The following is a 16,460-nucleotide window of genomic DNA, read 5'->3' as shown; positions in this document are numbered from 1 at the left end:
GACCACCAACCCCGCGACCGGCACCGCCCCCGCCCCGGCGCCGCACACCGCACCCCCGGTGCAGCGGGCCACCGCATCTTCGCAAGGCCCGGCGATCAACCCCGCCGTGCCGACGAGCCCGGCACCCGCCGCAACTCCCCCGGTACAGCGCGAGGTTGCTTCCCCCAGCGCTCCGACGCCGAAGCCCGCAACACCCACCAGCGGCCCCGCCATACAGCGGACCGCCACGCCCTCACAAAGCCCCACCACCGGCACCACCCCCGCAGCGCCGCGCCCGAGCACCCCCGCCCCGGTGCAGCGGGCCACCGCATCGCCGCAGGGCCCGGCGGTCAACCCCGCCGTGCCGACGAGCCCGGCACCCGTCGCAACTCCCCCGATACAGCGCGAGGTTGCTTCCCCCAGCGCTCCGGCGCCGAAGCCTGCGACGCCCACCGCACCCACCACCGGCCCCGCCATACAGCGGACCGCCAACCCCACCACCGGCACCACCGCCCCGGCACCGCACTCCGCCACCCCGGCCGCACTCCCGGTCCAGCGGGCGACGGCCTCGCCGCAGCACCAGGCAGGCCGGCCCGCCGAGGCGCCGCGCTCGGCGACCAGCACACCCCCCGCCGTACAGCGCGCTGCGGCGACACCGCAGAGCCCGGCAGCCGAGCCCACGCGGCCCACGGTCGGCGCAACTCCCGTAGTGCAGCGGGCAGTTACCCCGTCCGCCGACGCGGCGGACCATCCCGCAGCGACGCCGCCGAGCCCGGCCGCGCCGACTGTGCAGCGCGCTGCCACACCTCGACAGGTACCGGTGGCCGACCCCGCCGTACAGCGGGCCACCACACCCGGCGCCGCCCTTGCGGCACCGCACAGCCCGGCGCCGCCGACCGCAACCCCCTCAGTACAGCGACGCGACTCGCACGCCGAGACCCGGCCCGCGCCCAACGCGGCTGACGCCGTTCAGCGAGCCGTCCCGCCCACGCCGAACCCGCCAGCGGTACGCCCCGCCACCTCGCCCGCGCCCGCCGTGCAGCGGTCGGCCGCGCCCAGCGCAGCGACCGCATCCAGCAGTTCGGCGGCTCCGGCCCCGGGCCCGGCCGTACAGCGGGCGACCCCGCCCGCACCGCAGCCCGACATGCCCGTGCGCAGCGCCAGCGCCGAAGCCCGTACACCGCAGAACGCCCCCGCGCCCGCCCCCGTCCAGCGGTCCACCACCCCGCAGCCGGCGCACCCCGTCATGCCCGTACGCGAAACGGCCAAGCGGGGTCCGAGCGTGGCGGCGGATCCCTCAACTCCCGCTACCGCTCGGCCCGTTCAGCGCGCCCTGACTCCCACCCGTCCTCCCCTGACCTCCGCCCCCCGGCCCGTCCGGCCCTCCTACCACCTCGACCCCGTAGGCGTCGTACGGGCGCCCGCCAAGGCGCCCGCGCCCGCCCCCGCGCCCCCCGAGCCGGAGGCAGCCGCACCCGCGCCCGCGCCCGCCCCCAAGCCGGAGGCACCCGCTCCCCCCATCCAGCGCAAGCCCGTCGTCCGGCGGGTCAGCCGGGTGCAGAGTGCGGCGGCCGACGGGCCCCGGCGGCGGCCCCTCATCGGCGCGCCCATCACCCCGAGCGCCACCCCGGCGCCCCCGGCCACCCCGGCGATCACTCCGAGCCTCGCCCCGGCCTTCCCGGCCACCCCGGCCCCGGCCCTCGCCCCGACGCCCCCTCCCGTGCAGCGCGCCCCCGCACCCGAGCCCCCGGCGGACCCGGCCACCCCGCTCCGCAAGGTCCGGCTCCCCGGGCCGACTCCCGTACAGCGTGCGGCCGTTGCCGGGCCTCCGCTCGCTTCCGCGCGACCGCTCACCACGCGGCATCAGGAGGCGGCGGCGCGCGGGGCGGCCGAAAGGGCGGCTGCCCCCGCGCCGCTGAAGCAGGCCCCCGTCCAGGGCGAGTCCCGCCCGGTCGTTCCGCTGCGCGGTCCCGCCGTACAACGGGGGGTGGCGCAGCCGTCCGTGCAGCGTGCCCCGGCCGTGCCCGCCCCGCCGCGGGCCGTCACCCCCGTACGGCGCGAAAGCCCCCCGCCCGCCCCGGCGACGCAGCCCGCCCCCGCCCCCGTACAGCGGCAGGTACAGCGCACCGCGCAAGCCCCCGCGCCCACGCCTGCCCCCGAGCCCACCGCCCCCGAACAGCCCGCCGATCTCGACGCGTTGGCCCGCAGGCTGGTCGCGCCGCTCTCCCGGCTCCTGCGTGCCGAGCTGCGCGGGGACCGCGAGCGGATCGGGCGCCTGCGCGACCGCTGACCCACACCCCCAGCCCACTGACCCCACCTACGGAAGACCACCCCATGCCCAGCACCCTTGACCCCGGCTCCACCGTCTTCTTCAAGCTGACCATCGACGGCCAGAACCTCGGCCTGTTCAACGGCTGCGACGGTCTCGCCTCCGAGGTCGAGGTGGAGCAGCGCCAGGAGGGCGGCAACAACGGGTTCGTGTGGCAGCTGCCCACCCGCGTCACCTTCTCCACGATCCGGCTGACCCGGCCGCTCACCGCCGACACCTCCAAGGTGGCCGCGTGGATCTCGTCGCTGGCCACCGGCATCACCCGGCCCACCGCGCAGATCGCCGCGCTGCGCGCCGACGGTTCGATCGTCGCGCAGTGGGGGCTCGTCGAGGTGCTGCCGGTGCGCTGGACGGGGCCGAGCCTCGACCCGGCGAGTCCGAGCGTGGCCACCGAGACCCTGGAGATCGCCCACCACGGCTTCACCGACGCGGGAGGTGCGTGAGCATGGCCGCTCCCACCGGAGGCAAGGCCGCGGGGCTCTCCCGCGCCACCCTCGCCATCCACCAGCCGCCCACGGACCTCGGCGGTTCGATGGGCGGGCTGATCGGCGAGGTCAAGTTCCAGTTCAACCCGTCGCAGGTGCAGCTCGGCCGGTCCGCCAGCTGGCACACCGCGCCGGCCGTCGCGTACACGCGGGGCGCGCCGCCCAAGTTCACCGGCGCGCAGCCCGCCTCGCTCCAGCTGGAGGTGTTCCTCGACGCGTCGGGCACGCCCAGCTCCAACACCGTGCAGACGCAGGTGGAGCTGCTGCTCTCGTGCTGCGAGGTGACCGCGCAGAGCGTCAGCGCGAAGGCGCCGTCGCCGCCGTGGGTGAAGTTCAGCTGGGGGTCGTTCTCGACCGTCCAGTTCACGGCGTACGTCACCAGCGTGAACGCCAATTACACCCTGTTCAGCCCCAACGGCGTTCCGCTGCGCGCCACTTGCACGCTCGCGCTCACCGAGATCGCGACCGCCACCAAGGGCCAGAACCCGACCTCGGGCGCCCTCTCGGCGCGCCGGGTGCACCGCACGGTCGCCGGGGACACGCTCGCCTCGCTCGCCTGGCGCGAGTACGGCGACGCCACCCGGTGGCGGGTGATCGCCGAGGCCAACGAGATCGACGACCCGATGCGGCTGCGTCCCGGCACCGAGCTGCTGCTGCCCGCGTCCTCGGAGGGTGCCGCATGAGCGAGAAGACCTTCACCACCGTCCTGCACGTCCAGCTCGACGGGGGCGTGCTGCCCGACCCGCTGGCCGTGCGGCTCATCGAGGGCTGGGTGGACGCCTCCGTCAACGTGCCCTCCGCCTTCCAGCTCACCTTCAGCGACAAGGACGGCACCCTCACCACCAAGTTCCCGCAGCTGAAGATCGGCGCGAAGGCCGTGCTCAGCCCGTTCACCGACGGCAGGCGCGGCGACCCGATGCTGACCGGCGAGGTCACCGCGCTGGAGGTCGACGCCGACCCGAGCACCGGCCGCCACCTCGTCGTACGCGGCTACGACCCCGGCCACCGGCTGCTGCGCAACCGCCGCGTCGTGGGCTACCCGAGCATGACGGCCTCCGACATCGTGCGCCGCGTGGCCGGGCTCAACAGCCTCGCCCTCGGGAAGATCGACTCGACGCCGACGGTGTACGACCTGGCGACCCAGCCCAACACCACCGACTGGGACTTCCTGGCGCGGCTTGCGGCCGAGAACGACGTGCGGCTGTCCTTCGACAACGAGGGCAAGCTGAACTTCGCCGCCCTCAAGCCGGCGTCCGGCGCCCCCTCCGACACCACCCCGGCCGCCCAGAGCCCGTACGTCCTGGACTTCGGGGCGAACACCCTGCACAGCCGGGTCGCGATGACGGCCGCCGGGCAGGTCAAGCAGGTCACCGTGCGCGGCTGGGACATGCGGACCAAGCAGCAGCTCCAGGCGCCCGCGCCGACCGTCACCAGCCCGGACATCGTCGCCGACATCACCCCGGCGACCGTCACCACTCCCTTCGGGGCGGCGGAGGTCACCGCCACCCAGGTTCCGTACACCACCCAGTCCGAGGTCACCCACGCCGCGCTCGCCCTCGCCGACGACATCACCGGAGCCTTCGCCGAGCTGGAGGTCGCCGTCACGGGCAACCCGGACCTGAAGCCGGGCACCCCCATCGCGGTGAAGGGCGCCGGCTTCCCCTTCGAGGGCAAGTACACGGCCACCGGCGTACGCCATGTGTTCGCGTCCGGCGAGCAGTTCACCACCTGGCTGAACGTGTCGGGCCGCCAGTTCCGTTCGCTGTACGGGCTCGCCGCGGGCGGCACCGACCAGGCGCCCCCCATGCCGGGCGTGGCGATCGCCCTGGTCACCAACACCAAGGACCCGCTGAACCTCGGCCGGGTCCGGCTGCGCTTCCCGTGGCTGTCCGAGACGTACGAGAGCGACTGGTGCCGGGTCGCGCAGTTCGGCGGCAAGGGCGGCGGCGGGCTGCTCCTGCCCGACGTCAACGACGAGGTGCTGTGCGCCTTCGACCGGGGTTCCCTTGAGCACCCGTACGTCATCGCGGGCCTCTACAACGGCATCGACAAGCACACCCGCGAGCCCGACAACATCCCGGCGGTCGACCCGACCAGCGGGCAGATCAACTGGCGGGCGGTGACCGCCCGCAGCGGGCACACCGTCGAGCTGCTCGAATCGGGCGGGGCCGCGCGCATGTCCAGCGGCATCCGGCTGCGCACCGGCGAGGGCAAGCTGTACGTCCAGCTGAACGAGGCCCGCACCACCCTCACCATCAGCAGCGACGGCACCGTCAAGATCCACGGCGCCCGGGGCATCGACATCGACTCGGGCGGCGACCTGTCCCTGAAGGCCGTCGGCAAGCTGAGCATGCAAGCGGGCGCGGGCATCGAGATGGACGCCGGCATGGCCATCAACGTCAAGGCGGGCCTCGCCTTCGACGTCAAGGCGGGCGCCGAGGCCTCCCTCGACGCCGGCGGCGCGGTGCAGCTGAACGCGGCCGGCATGGCGTCCATCAAGGCGATCGGCAACGCCAACGTCACCGCGGCGACCATCGAGCTGACCGGCATCACGCTGCGCAACGGCCTGCCCTTCTAGGAGAGTTGAGATGAGCGAACACTTCGTCGGGGCCGGCTGGGCCTTCCCGATGCGCACCGACCCCGGCGGCGGCATCGCGCTGGCCCGCCGGGACCGTGAGATCGAGGAGTCCATGCGGCTGGTGCTCGCCACCGCGCCGGGCGAGCGGCCCATGCGCCCCGAATTCGGCTGCGCGGTGCACGACCTGGTGTTCGCGCCCGTCAACGACGCCACCGCCGGGCGCATCCGCTACGAGGTGCGCACCTCGCTGGACCGCTGGGAGCCCAGGATCGAGGTCCAGGAGGTCACCGTGACCCCGGCGCCCGACGAGCCGACCGTGCTGCACATCGACGTGCGCTACTCGGTGCGCGGCACCAACAACCCGCGCAGCCTCGTCTTCCCCTTCTATGTGATTCCCTCCGAGGGCGGCGACCAGCCAGGCCCGACGGCCGGCGAAAGCGAACTGCACTGATGGCCCTGCCCGCACCCCATCTCGACGACCGCCGCTTCCAGCAGTTCGTCGACGACGCCAAGCGCTACATCCAGCAGCGCTGCCCCGAGTGGAGCGACCACAACGTCTCCGACCCGGGTGTGACCCTCATCGAGGCCGTCGCGCACATGGCCGACCAGCTGGTGTACCGCCTCAACCGGGTCCCCGAGAAGAACCAGCTCGCCTTCCTGGACCTGCTCGGCGTGACCCTGTTCCCGCCCGCCGCGGCCCGCGCCTCGGTGACGTTCTGGCTCTCGGCGCCCCAGTCGGAACCGGTGGTGCTGCCCACCGGCACCGAGGTCGCCACCGGCCGTACCGAGACCGAGGAGGCGGTGGTCTTCGCGACCGAGGACGATCTGACGATCGTGCCCTGCCACCTCACCCACGTACTGCGCCAGCCCGCCGGGTCCGGCCCCGAGGACTGCTCGCAGGACGTGCTCGGCAACACCGACGTCTCCGTGTTCAGCTCCGGCCCGCTCCCCGGCGACGTGCTGCTCTTCGGCCTGTCGGCGGCCATCCCGAACTGCACGGCCGCGCTGCGCCTGGAGAGCCGCGTCGACGGCGTCGGCGTCGACCCGCGCCAGCCGCCCCTGGTGTGGGAGGCGTGGACCGCGGACGGCTGGACCGAGTGCGAGATCGCCGAGGACTCGACCGGCGGTCTCAACCGGCCCGGCGAGGTCGTCCTGCACATGCCGGGCGGCCACATGGTGTCGCGGATGGCGGGCCGCCTGGACGCGGGCTGGCTGCGCTGCCGCGTCGTCGAGGCCGCCCCCGGCCAGCCCTTCTACAGCGTCTCGCCGACCGTGCGCGGCGCCTCGGGCTTCACCATCGGCGGTACGACACAGGTCTCGCACGCCGAGTCGGTGCGCGACGAGTCCCTCGGCGACTCCGAGGGCGTGCCGGGCCAGCGGCTGCTGCTCGCGCACTCCCCCGTCGTCGGCGGCGTACGCCTGGAAGTGTCGGCGGGCGAGGGCTGGGAGGAGTGGGAGGCGGTGGACGACTTCGCGTCCTCGGGCCCCTTCGACCGCCACTTCACGCTCGACGCCGCCACCGGCGAGCTGGCCTTCGGCCCCTCGGTCCGCCAACCGGACGGCACGGTACGGCAGTTCGGCGCGGTCCCCATCAAGGGCGCGGCCATCCGGGCCTCGCGCTACGGAACCGGCGGCGGCCGTTCCGGCAATGTCGCCCGGGGCGCGATCCAGGTGCTCCGCAGCTCCATCCCGTACATCGCGCGCGTCGAGAACCGGGAGGCGGCGCGCGGCGGCGTCGACGGCGAGACCGTCGAGGAGGCCAAGACCCGCGCCCCGATCGCGCTGCGCGCCCAGGAGCGCGCCGTGACCGCCCGCGACTACGAGGAGCTGGCCCGCCGGGCCGCCCCCGAGACCGCCCGCATCGCGTGCCTGGCGGCGGACGCGGCCGAGTCGGGCGACAACGCGGTACGGGTCCTGGTCGTCCCGCAGGCCGTGCCCGACCGGGGCGGCCGCCTGCGCTTCGAGCAACTGGTCCCCGGCGACGAGCTGTTGGGCCGGGTCACCTCGTTCCTCGATGAGCGCCGCCCGCTGGGCACCCGCCTGGCGGTCGGCCCGCCGTTCTACCAGGGCGTCACGGTGGTGGCCACCCTGCACGCCTTCCGCGCCGCGAAGGCCGACCACGTACGCGACGAGGCCCTCAACGCGCTCTACTCCTACCTGGACCCGCTGACCGGCGGCGCGCACGGCACGGGCTGGCCGTTCGGCCGCCCGCTGCGGGCGGGCGAGATCTTCGCGGCACTGCAACGCGTCCCGGGCGTGGAGCTGGTGGACGAGGTCCTGCTCCACCCGGCGGACCCGTTGACCGGCCGCCGGGGCGACGCCACCGACCGCATAGAACTCTCCCCCTCGGCGCTCCTGTTCCCCTTCGACCACCGCGTCCGCGTGATCGAGGCCCGATGAGCGCCCGCGGCACCGTCGAGGGCCTGGGCTCCTCGCACCCGCTGGGCGGCCAGTTGCCCGCCGTGTACGCGGACGACGACTTCGCGCAGCGCTTCGTGGAGGGCCTGGACATCGTCCTGGCCCCCCTGTTCAACGTGCTCGACTGCCTGGAGGCCTACTTCGACCCGGCGATCGCCCCCGAGGACTTCGTGGACTGGCTCACCAGCTGGGTCGGCACGGAGCTCGACGGCACGGAGCCGCTGGAGATCCGCCGCCACGCCGTGGCGACGGCGGTCTCCCTGCACCGCGTGCGGGGCACGGCCCAGGGCCTGTCCAAGGCGGTCCAACTGGCCTTCGGAGTACGTCCCGAGATCACCGAGAGCGGCGGCGCGGCGTGGTCGGTCCGCCCCCTGAGCCCGTTCCCCGGCACCCCGCGGGCCGGCTTGACGGTGACCCTTCACGTCGCCGACCCTTCCTCCATCGACCCCTACCGACTCCAGGCAGTGGTGGCGGCGGCCCGCCCCGCCCACCTCCCTTTCACGGCCGAGGTAACCCGTAACACCCTGATCCCCGAAGGGAATTGATAGCTGATGTCGACCCCGGCCACCGTCCCCTGCCCCGACTGCGGCACCCCGGCCCGCCCCACGGGCCAGTCCTTCTGCGACTCCTGCGGAGCCTTCCTCCGCTGGACACCCCCGACGACCACCCCGGCTCCGGACACGGCCACCCCGCCGGCGGCCGCATCCGGGGCAGCGGGGGCGACGCCGCCCGCGGAGGAACCGGAATCCGCCCCCGTCGCGGGCAATCGTTCCGCGGGGCGGACCCCGGACGCCACAACCCCCGCGACCGCCCCCGACGCCGCCGCGCCTGCCGACGCCTCCAAGCGACCGGCGTCTGCCGGACCCGCCGAGCCGGACGCCGCCAAGCCCGCCGAACCGGCGACCCCGGCCCCGGCCCCGGCCCAGTCGCACCCTGCCGCCCCCACCCCGGCCCCGGCCGCGACCCCGGAGGCCACCACCACCCCAATCCCCGCAGTATCAGACCCCGTTGGGGAAACGACCCCCCTCCCCACCACGAGGTCGACCTCAGCCGCGGACGCCGCAAGGGCACTACTCGTACCCGTACAGGAACCAACCCCCGTACAACCGCCGGAGGCCCCCGGCCCAGCCCTCCCCGGGCGCCCGGACGCCGCCCGCCCCCGCGTCCGCACGGCAGCCCCCGCCCCCGCGCCGGAAAACGGCACGCCGTGCCCCGCCTGCGGCACCCCCAACCACGAGCACCGCAACTTCTGCCGCAGCTGCGCCACCCCGCTCACGCCCCGCCGCGCGGACAACGCGGAGGGCCCGTACGCCGGCCAGCGCCCCCCGCTGTACCGGGACCGCAAGCGCTGGATCACCAGGGCGCTGATCACAGCGGCGGTCGTGGCCCTGGTCGTGGGCGGCGTCTTCGGCGGCCCCCCGGCGGCCCGCGCCGTACAGGACCACTTCGCCAAGCGCGTCGCCGTACACCCGACGGCGTGGAAGGCATCCCACTCGGACCCCAATCACAAGCCGGAGCTCGCCGGCGACAGCTACTCCAACACGTGGTGGGGCACGGGTCTGCAGGGCGATTCGGCGACCCAGTGGCTGGAGGCGACGTTCGGCCAGCCGACCGACCTGCTGGCCATGCTGATCACGCCGGGCACCTCCAAGCGCGAGGGCCAGCAGTCGGAGCAGGCCCGCCCGCAGGAGTTCGACCTGGTGGTGACCGACTCCAGCGGCAAGACGCACACCTCGCACCAGAGCATCAACGACGGCGGGGTCCAGCGCATCGACGTCCGCGTACGCAATGCCGTCTCGGTACGCCTCATCCTGCGCTCCGCCTTCGGCGCGGGCCCCGACAAGCAGGTGGCGATCGCCGAACTGGAATTCTTCAGCCGGTCCCGCAACTAGGGGGTGCCACAACGAAAACGCCCCGTCGCGCCGAAGAGGAGGTGCGGCGGGGCGAGCCATTACCGCACCGGAACGCCCCTGCCCCACAGCTCCTCGGCATGCGCCGCGAACCGGTCGAACATGCCGCCGGGGCCGCGCCGACGCAGGTGCAGGAGCGGCGAGTCGTGTCCGACCAGCCGTGCCAGATGCGGAGTGACCAGGGCTTCGTCATCAAACCTGAACACGGACAGACTCACGTGATTGACGGCGTCCAGAGGCGCACTGAACCGTGCCTCCAGCCCCTCCACGGTTCCCAGCCGCGCCAGGTGTTCCAGGGTGACCTGAATGCGTGTGGACACAGTCAGGGACACGTCTTCGACGGCCTCCCGCTGCCGTGTCACCTCTCCGCCAGGATCCCCGAGCAGGAACCGGATGCGACACCCCGACTCGGCCTTCCTCCGCACGACGTCCGCGAACGCGGGGATCTGGGTCCAGAAGAAGTAGTTGGTGTACCCGGCCAGGAAGATCTCCGAGCCCGCGCGTTCCACCAGATCGGCCCACACCGTGGAAGGGCATGCGGACCGGTAGGGGTAGCTGTGGACCAGCTCGCGGTCGTCGCCCGTCTTGATGCGGTCCTTGACCGCTCGCGGCCAGATCACGTCTTCATCCACTCCTAACACCTGACAGGCGTCCGCGCGGTTCCTGGCATGCGGGGTCAACTCACCGTCCCCGAGCCATCGTTCCACCTGCTTCACGGATACACCGACCCGAAGAGCCAGTTGTCGAGCGGACAGCTTCTTGTCATGCATGGCCGCGCGAAGAGCCACATTCACTGTCAACCCCCTTGGCACAGGCGATTGGGCCTTGTCCGACCGTATCGGCGAAAGTCCCAACTGTCGCACCCTTGCGTGGAGATACGTCGCGAAGGGTGCCGCACGATCGACCCAACACGCCCCTCAGGGGCCTGAAGGGAGCGCCCATGTACGCCATCCAGCCACCCTCGCCCTACACGCCGCGGGAGCCGATCTGTGGTGAGGAAGGGTGCGGGCCATGCACCGTGCTCATCGCCCGATTGAGGCAGGCACGGCAGGACCGCAACCCCTCACAGGAGGTGGACGCCAGAGTGCGGCTCCGGCGCCATATGCGCGAAGACCACGGGAAGGAGATCCCCCTCCTCTCTGAGGACTGACTCTCGCTCGGGGCGATCGGCAACCGCACGGTACGAACGCTCACGGTGCGCCCCACCTTCGCCGCCACGAATCCGGCGGCATGTTCGACCGGGCTGGCCGGCACGTACACGGATCCCCGGCACATCATCGAGTACAGCGACGGCGAGGTACGCAGGCAGTTCAACGTCTGCTTCACGGCACGCATCACCGGCGGGGAGCCGACTCTTTCCGGCGAGAGCACGGAACTGCGGTTCGTGGCACCGGCCGACCTCGACGCCCTGCCCATGCACCACACCCAACGCCTGCGCCTCCAGCACTTCTTGGAGCACCGCTGCGCGCCGTACCTCGGCTGATCATGCGGTGACCCCACTCGCCGGGGGCGGAGGACGGAAAACACCCAACCCCCCGGGCCGCAGCCCAGGGGGTTGGGAAAGGGAGCGCGGGGTCCCTTACTTGGTCTTGTCCGCTGCCGCCGGCTTGCGCAGGGCGATGTTCAGCTCGCGCAGGCGGGACTCGTCCAGTTCCGTCGGCGCGCCCATCATCAGGTCCTGCGCGTTGCCGTTCAGCGGGAACGCGATGGTCTCCCGGATGTTCGGCTCGTCCGCGAGCAGCATCACGATGCGGTCCACGCCCGGGGCGATGCCGCCGTGCGGCGGGGCGCCGAGGCGGAACGCGCGCAGCATGCCCGCGAACTCGTGCTCCACCGTCTCGCGGTCGTAACCCGCGATCTCGAACGCCTTCAGCATCAGCTCCGGCTCGTGGTTGCGGATCGCGCCGGAGGACAGCTCGATGCCGTTGCAGACGATGTCGTACTGCCAGGCCAGAATGTCGAGCGGGTCCTTCTCCTCCAGGTCGGCGAGGCCGCCCTGCGGCATGGAGAACGGGTTGTGCGAGAAGTCGATCTTCCCGGTGTCCTCGTCCTTCTCGTACATCGGGAAGTCGACGATCCAGCAGAACCGGAAGACGCCCTCCTCGAAGTGCCCGGCCCGCTTGGCGGCCTCGACCCGGACGCCCGACATGATCTTGGAGACCTCGTCGAACTCGCCCGCGCCGAAGAAGACCGCGTGGCCGGGAACGAGGCCGAGGCGCTCGGTGAGCACCTTGACGTTCTCGTCGGTCAGGAACTTGGCGATCGGGCCGGACAGCGAGCCGTCCTCGGCGACGCGCACCCAGGCCAGGCCCTTCGCGCCGAGCGAGACGGCGTAGTCGCCGAGCCCGTCGAAGAACTTCCGCGACTGCGACGCGACGTCCGGCACCGGCAGGGCGCGGACGTGCTTGCCCGCGAACGCCTTGAACTCGGAGCCCTCGAACACGTCGGTGATGTCGACGAGTTCGAGCTGGGCGCGCAGGTCGGGCTTGTCGTTGCCGTACTTCAGCATCGACTCGCGGAACGGGATCCGCGGGAACGGCGAGGTGACGTGGCGGCCGCCGCCGAACTCCTCGAAGAGCTCGGTCATCAGCTTCTCGATGGGCTGGAAGACGTCTTCCTGCTCCACGAAGCTCATCTCGACGTCGAGCTGGTAGAACTCACCCGGCGAGCGGTCGGCGCGGGCGTCCTCGTCGCGGAAGCAGGGCGCGATCTGGAAGTACCGGTCGAAGCCGGAGATCATCAGGAGCTGCTTGAACTGCTGGGGGGCCTGCGGCAGCGCGTAGAACTTGCCCGGGTTCAGCCGGGAGGGCACCACGAAGTCGCGGGCGCCCTCGGGGGAGGTCGCCGTCAGGATCGGCGTCGCCATCTCGTTGAAGCCGAGCGCGACCATCTTCGAGCGGATGGAGGCGATCACGGCCGAGCGCAGCATGATGTTGCGGTGCATGCGCTCGCGGCGCAGGTCGAGGAAGCGGTACTCCAGGCGCCGCTCCTCGTTGACGCCGTCGTCGGCGTTGATCGTGAAGGGCAGCGGGCCCGCGGTGCCGAGCACCTCGACCTCGCCGACCTCGATCTCGATCTCGCCGGTGGCCAGCTCGCCGTTCACGTTCTCGGTGCCGCGCGAGACGACCTTGCCGTCGACGCGGACGACGGTCTCCTTGGACAGCTTGTCCAGGGCCTCGGCGCCGGCCGTGCCGGGCCGGGCGACCAGCTGCGTGATGCCGTAGTGGTCCCGCAGGTCGATGAAGAGGATGCCGCCCAGGTCTCGGCGATTGTGCAGCCAGCCGCTCAGCCGGACGTCGCTGCCGACGTCGGAGGCGCGGAGCTCGCCGCAGGTGTGGGACCGGTACCGGTGCATCGTTCATCCAATTCTTCGCGAGCGGTGGTCGCGACTTCTTCGCGAGATTCTTCGCGAGACAGGCGGGAATCAACCAGTCCAGGTTACCGCCCGGTGCGACGGGCACTCTCGGTGGCGACCAGGCAGTAAACGTTCCTAAAGTGGGGCAATGCGCACAGAGGACGTCCTGGCCGCGATCGCGACTGGCCTGTGGCGCTGGGACAACGCATCCGGGACGGTCACCCTCGACGCCGAGGCCGCCCGGCTCCTCGGCCTGCCCGCGGAGCGGACGACCCTGACCGAGGCGGCCGTACGGTCGCGTTTCCACCCCGTCGACTGGAACGAGGTCGACGGCATCATCAACCTGGCCGTCGCCGAGGGCACCCTCGCCGAGGCCCGGATGCGGATCATGGACGAGAGCGGCCGGGTGATCCGTACCGTACGCAGCCGCTCCAAGCCGCTGACCAGCGGCGACAGCTACGTTCTGATCGGCACCATCCAGGAGGTCGCCGAGCCGCAGCCCGGCACCACCGCCGCCCACCCCTCGATCACCGGCGACTGGCGCCGCTCGCGCGAGGCGTTCCTGCTCGACGCGGGCCGGGCGCTCGCCGAGGCCCGCTCGACCTCCGAAGTGCTGCGGGTGGCGGCCTCCCTCTCCATGCCGGGCTTCTCGCCGGACGGCCTCGCGGTGTTCGGGGTGGCGGGCGAGCGGCTGACGATCATCGGGCACCACGGGCACAACCCCGGGGACGACGGCCCCTTCGCGGACATGGCGCTCGACATGGACTATCCGGCGGCCGAGGTCGTACGCAACGGACGGGCGATCTATCTGCCCACTCCGCAGGAGTACCGGCGCCGCTTCCCCGCCACCTGGCCGCTGGCGCAGCGCTTCGACCGCCAGTCGTGGGCGTTCGTGCCGCTGATCGTCGCCGGGCGGACGATCGGGGCGTGGATGGCGGCGTTCAAGCACCCGGTGGCGTTCACGCCCGACGAGCGCTCGGTCCTGACGACGGTGGCCCGCATGCTGGCGCAGGCGCTGGCCAGGGCGGGCGAGGCGGAGAACGAACGCGAGCTCTCGCTCGGCCTGCAGCGCTCGATGATGCCGACGCTCGGTCCCGAGATCCCCGGCATGACGGTCGCCGCCCGCTACGTCCCGACCGGCGGCGGCCTCCAGGTCGGCGGCGACTGGTACGACATGATCCCGCTGCCCACCGGCAGCTTCGCCCTGGTCATCGGCGACGTACAGGGCCATGACGTACGGGCGGCCGGGCTGATGGGCCAGCTGCGGATCGCGCTGCGGGCGTACGCGAGCGAGGGCCACCGCCCCGACGCGGTCCTCTCCCGCGCCTCCCGCTTCCTGTACGGGATCACCGAGTCGTACGGGGTGCCCGAGCCGAGCGGCGACGTGTACGAGGACTACGCGCCGCGCTTCGCCACCTGCCTGTACATCGAGGTCGACCCGGCCTCCGGCACCCTCGACATCGCGCGGGCCGGCCACCCGGACCCGGTGATCCGCACCGCCGACGGCACCGCCCTGATACGGCCCACCGCGGGCGGCCTCCCGCTCGGCATCGAGGCGGACTCCGACTACCCGACGACCCGGCTCGTCCTCGACCCGGGCGAGACGATCATGATCTGCACGGACGGGCTGATCGAGACCGGCGGCCACGACATGGCCAGCGGCTGGACGCGGCTGCGCCCCGTCCTGGAGAAGGACACCGGCGACAGCCTGGAGCAGCTCGCCGACGAACTGGTCCAGGCCGTGCACGGCCCCTCCTCGCACCACACCACGGGCCCGCTGGTCGACCGCCGCGAGGACGACATCGCGCTGCTGCTGCTCTCCCGCAACGCCGTCGGCCGCGGCGCCGCTCCGGTGGCCGCCGCCGCGGTCCGCCGCACCGCGCTGACCGTCGCCCAGGCCGAACCGGAGCGGATCGCGGGCGCCCGCAAGCAGCTGCGCGAGCTCCTCCACGACTGGGCGGACGAGGAGCAGATCGACTCGGCGGTCCTGATGGTCTCCGAGATGATCACCAACGTCCTGGTGCACACCGACGGCGACGCGCTCCTCGTGGCGGAGGCCCGCGGCCCGCTCGGCACCCGCCGGCTGCGCGTCGAGGTGGCCGACGCCAGCGACGAGCTGCCGCACCGGCGCCGCCCCGGCGAGATGGCGTCCAGCGGCCGCGGCCTGGTCCTGATGCAGATGCTCGCGGACGCGTGGGGGGTGGACCCCAGGGGCGACGGGAAGTCCATCTGGTTCGAGCTGTACGAGGCGAAGTCCGCGGACGGCGGCGCGTCGGCGGCGTAAGGACTGCCCCGCGCTACCCGGCGGGTTCCCCGGGCGATGGACTCGCCGGGCCGTCCGCCGCGTAACGCCTGCGCAGCTCCCCGAGCACCCCGAACGCCGCCGCCGCGACCGGCACCGCGAGCAGCATCCCGACGAGCCCGGCGACGCTGGCGCCCGCGGTCAGCGCGATCATGATCATCGCGGGGTGCATCTGCACGGTGCGGCTCTGGATGACGGGCTGGAGGATGTGCCCTTCGAGCTGCTGCACGGCGAGCACGACCCCGACGGTCCACAGGGCGATGCCGAGCCCCCGGTCGGCGAGCGCGACGAGTACGGCCACCGCGCCGGACACGAAAGCGCCCAGATAGGGGATGTACGCGCCGATGAAGACGAGGGCCCCGAGCCCGATGGCACCGGGCACACGCAGGATCAGCAGCCCGGCGGTGATGCAGATGGCGTCGATGAACGCGATGAGCGTCGTGCCCCGCATGAACCCCTCGACCGCCTCGAAGGCCCGCCGGGCCATGGCCTCGACGGTGTCGCCGGTGCCGCGCGGGGCGAGGGAGTGCGCGAGGTCGACGGCCCGGTCGGAATCCTTGAGGAAGAAGAAGGTGAGGAGCAGCGCGAGCACGCTGGTGGCGATGAGCGAGCCGAGCACGCTGAGCCCTTCGAGGATCCCGCTGGCCGCGCCGGCCCCGAACTTGGACAGCAGCTGCTTGGCGTTGTCGGCGAGGTTGGTGACCCCGTCCCCGCCGGCCGTCCCGAGGTGATCGGCCACCCACTGCCCGGCCTGCTTGAGCGAGGCGACGATCTGGTCACCGGTGTCGATGAGGGCGCTGACGACGACGTAGCCCGCGCCGCCGACCACCCCGACGAGGGCGACACAGGTCAGCCCGGCGGCGATGGACCGCCGGACCCCCATGCGGATCAGCCAACGGTGTACGGGGCCGAGCAGGGCGGTGCCAAGTAGCGCCAGCAGTACGGGAGTTACGGCGGTCTTGAAGACGATGCACAGCCAGATGGCGATGGCGGCGACGCCGGTGACGAGCAGCACGACCACACACCAGGCGGCGGTCCGCCGCGCCCCGTCGGGGAGCAGCGCCTTGGGGTTCTCCACCCACCCACCCGACCACGCCGGGGGCC

Annotated in this window: 14 protein-coding genes and 1 pseudogene; 11 read left to right on the top strand and 4 right to left on the bottom strand. The window is 72.8% G+C overall.

Annotated features, from left to right (window positions below):
• Positions 1 to 948: 948 nt before the first annotated feature.
• Positions 949 to 1,227: a hypothetical protein gene (locus tag ACIQ8J_RS22795; RefSeq protein WP_403272600.1), complete on the bottom strand. Its 279-nt coding sequence runs from the start codon at positions 1,225 to 1,227 to the stop codon at positions 949 to 951.
• Between ACIQ8J_RS22795 and ACIQ8J_RS22790 the strand changes: the two genes are divergently transcribed.
• From ACIQ8J_RS22790 to ACIQ8J_RS22755, 8 genes are read left to right on the top strand one after another with little or no spacing between them, the layout of a single operon-like run.
• Positions 1,226 to 2,269: a hypothetical protein gene (locus tag ACIQ8J_RS22790; protein ID WP_403272599.1), complete on the top strand. Its 1,044-nt coding sequence runs from the start codon at positions 1,226 to 1,228 to the stop codon at positions 2,267 to 2,269. The two genes, ACIQ8J_RS22795 and ACIQ8J_RS22790, sit on opposite strands and share 2 nt — an antisense overlap.
• A gap of 44 nt (positions 2,270 to 2,313) precedes the next feature.
• Positions 2,314 to 2,751: a phage tail protein gene (locus ACIQ8J_RS22785; protein WP_120722522.1), complete on the top strand. Its 438-nt coding sequence runs from the start codon at positions 2,314 to 2,316 to the stop codon at positions 2,749 to 2,751.
• A gap of 2 nt (positions 2,752 to 2,753) precedes the next feature.
• The gene (locus ACIQ8J_RS22780) at positions 2,754 to 3,476 is read left to right on the top strand and encodes a LysM peptidoglycan-binding domain-containing protein (RefSeq protein ID WP_403272598.1); all 723 of its coding nucleotides are present in this window, start codon (positions 2,754 to 2,756) and stop codon (positions 3,474 to 3,476) included.
• Positions 3,473 to 5,371, top strand: a complete 1,899-nt coding sequence (locus tag ACIQ8J_RS22775) for a VgrG-related protein (protein WP_403272597.1) — start codon at positions 3,473 to 3,475, stop codon at positions 5,369 to 5,371. The genes ACIQ8J_RS22780 and ACIQ8J_RS22775 overlap by 4 nt, the downstream gene beginning before the upstream one ends.
• Before the next feature lie 10 nt (positions 5,372 to 5,381).
• Positions 5,382 to 5,822 (top strand): GPW/gp25 family protein, encoded by a 441-nt coding sequence (locus tag ACIQ8J_RS22770; RefSeq protein ID WP_403272596.1) that lies wholly within the window; start codon positions 5,382 to 5,384, stop codon positions 5,820 to 5,822.
• Positions 5,822 to 7,771 (top strand): putative baseplate assembly protein, encoded by a 1,950-nt coding sequence (locus tag ACIQ8J_RS22765; RefSeq protein ID WP_403272595.1) that lies wholly within the window; start codon positions 5,822 to 5,824, stop codon positions 7,769 to 7,771. Before ACIQ8J_RS22770 ends, ACIQ8J_RS22765 begins: the two co-directional genes overlap by 1 nt.
• Positions 7,768 to 8,334 (top strand): phage tail protein, encoded by a 567-nt coding sequence (locus ACIQ8J_RS22760; RefSeq protein ID WP_403272594.1) that lies wholly within the window; start codon positions 7,768 to 7,770, stop codon positions 8,332 to 8,334. Before ACIQ8J_RS22765 ends, ACIQ8J_RS22760 begins: the two co-directional genes overlap by 4 nt.
• Positions 8,335 to 8,340: 6 nt before the next feature.
• Positions 8,341 to 9,681, top strand: coding sequence for an NADase-type glycan-binding domain-containing protein (locus ACIQ8J_RS22755; RefSeq protein WP_403272593.1), 1,341 nt, complete (start codon positions 8,341 to 8,343; stop codon positions 9,679 to 9,681).
• Between the two features lie 59 nt (positions 9,682 to 9,740).
• Here ACIQ8J_RS22755 and ACIQ8J_RS22750 read toward each other — a convergent pair whose 3' ends face one another.
• Positions 9,741 to 10,331: an XRE family transcriptional regulator gene (locus ACIQ8J_RS22750; protein WP_403607936.1), complete on the bottom strand. Its 591-nt coding sequence runs from the start codon at positions 10,329 to 10,331 to the stop codon at positions 9,741 to 9,743.
• A gap of 308 nt (positions 10,332 to 10,639) precedes the next feature.
• Here ACIQ8J_RS22750 and ACIQ8J_RS22745 point away from each other — a divergent pair, with 308 nt between their 5' ends.
• Both ACIQ8J_RS22745 and ACIQ8J_RS22740 read left to right on the top strand, forming a co-directional pair.
• The gene (locus ACIQ8J_RS22745) at positions 10,640 to 10,849 is read left to right on the top strand and encodes a hypothetical protein (RefSeq protein WP_403272591.1); all 210 of its coding nucleotides are present in this window, start codon (positions 10,640 to 10,642) and stop codon (positions 10,847 to 10,849) included.
• Between the two features lie 87 nt (positions 10,850 to 10,936).
• Positions 10,937 to 11,182 (top strand): annotated as a pseudogene (locus tag ACIQ8J_RS22740) (NUDIX hydrolase); the annotation flags it as partial.
• Positions 11,183 to 11,278: 96 nt separating this feature from the next.
• Here ACIQ8J_RS22740 and aspS read toward each other — a convergent pair.
• The gene (aspS, locus tag ACIQ8J_RS22735; RefSeq protein WP_403272590.1) at positions 11,279 to 13,054 is read right to left on the bottom strand and encodes an aspartate--tRNA ligase; all 1,776 of its coding nucleotides are present in this window, start codon (positions 13,052 to 13,054) and stop codon (positions 11,279 to 11,281) included.
• Positions 13,055 to 13,202: 148 nt separating this feature from the next.
• Here aspS and ACIQ8J_RS22730 point away from each other — a divergent pair, with 148 nt between their 5' ends.
• Complete coding sequence (locus ACIQ8J_RS22730) at positions 13,203 to 15,338, top strand: SpoIIE family protein phosphatase (RefSeq protein WP_403272589.1); 2,136 nt, start codon at positions 13,203 to 13,205, stop codon at positions 15,336 to 15,338.
• A gap of 13 nt (positions 15,339 to 15,351) precedes the next feature.
• On the opposite strand, the gene ACIQ8J_RS22725 is transcribed toward ACIQ8J_RS22730, so the two are convergent.
• Positions 15,352 to 16,434 carry an AI-2E family transporter gene (locus ACIQ8J_RS22725; RefSeq protein WP_403272588.1) on the bottom strand — a complete coding sequence of 361 codons (1,083 nt, stop codon included), beginning with the start codon at positions 16,432 to 16,434 and terminating at the stop codon, positions 15,352 to 15,354.
• Positions 16,435 to 16,460: the final 26 nt, after the last annotated feature.

The organism is Streptomyces sp. NPDC094147 (genome assembly GCF_044764265.1).
In the GTDB taxonomy this organism is placed as follows: Bacteria; Actinomycetota; Actinomycetes; order Streptomycetales; family Streptomycetaceae; genus Streptomyces.
Note: the sequence above shows the minus strand (reverse complement) of the source record. Positions and strands in the feature narration are given on the sequence as shown.

Bases quoted from the DNA above. Each gene is read 5' to 3' on its own strand.
- ACIQ8J_RS22790 (WP_403272599.1), top strand. From the start codon at position 1,226: ATGCCCGTACGCGAAACGGCCAAGCGGGGTCCGAGCGTGGCGGCGGAT.
- ACIQ8J_RS22795 (WP_403272600.1), bottom strand. From the start codon at position 1,227: ATGACGGGGTGCGCCGGCTGCGGGGTGGTGGACCGCTGGACGGGGGCG.
- ACIQ8J_RS22785 (WP_120722522.1), top strand. From the start codon at position 2,314: ATGCCCAGCACCCTTGACCCCGGCTCCACCGTCTTCTTCAAGCTGACC.
- ACIQ8J_RS22780 (WP_403272598.1), top strand. From the start codon at position 2,754: ATGGCCGCTCCCACCGGAGGCAAGGCCGCGGGGCTCTCCCGCGCCACC.
- ACIQ8J_RS22775 (WP_403272597.1), top strand. From the start codon at position 3,473: ATGAGCGAGAAGACCTTCACCACCGTCCTGCACGTCCAGCTCGACGGG.
- ACIQ8J_RS22770 (WP_403272596.1), top strand. From the start codon at position 5,382: ATGAGCGAACACTTCGTCGGGGCCGGCTGGGCCTTCCCGATGCGCACC.
- ACIQ8J_RS22765 (WP_403272595.1), top strand. From the start codon at position 5,822: ATGGCCCTGCCCGCACCCCATCTCGACGACCGCCGCTTCCAGCAGTTC.
- ACIQ8J_RS22760 (WP_403272594.1), top strand. From the start codon at position 7,768: ATGAGCGCCCGCGGCACCGTCGAGGGCCTGGGCTCCTCGCACCCGCTG.
- ACIQ8J_RS22755 (WP_403272593.1), top strand. From the start codon at position 8,341: ATGTCGACCCCGGCCACCGTCCCCTGCCCCGACTGCGGCACCCCGGCC.
- ACIQ8J_RS22745 (WP_403272591.1), top strand. From the start codon at position 10,640: ATGTACGCCATCCAGCCACCCTCGCCCTACACGCCGCGGGAGCCGATC.
- aspS (WP_403272590.1), bottom strand. From the start codon at position 13,054: ATGCACCGGTACCGGTCCCACACCTGCGGCGAGCTCCGCGCCTCCGAC.
- ACIQ8J_RS22730 (WP_403272589.1), top strand. From the start codon at position 13,203: ATGCGCACAGAGGACGTCCTGGCCGCGATCGCGACTGGCCTGTGGCGC.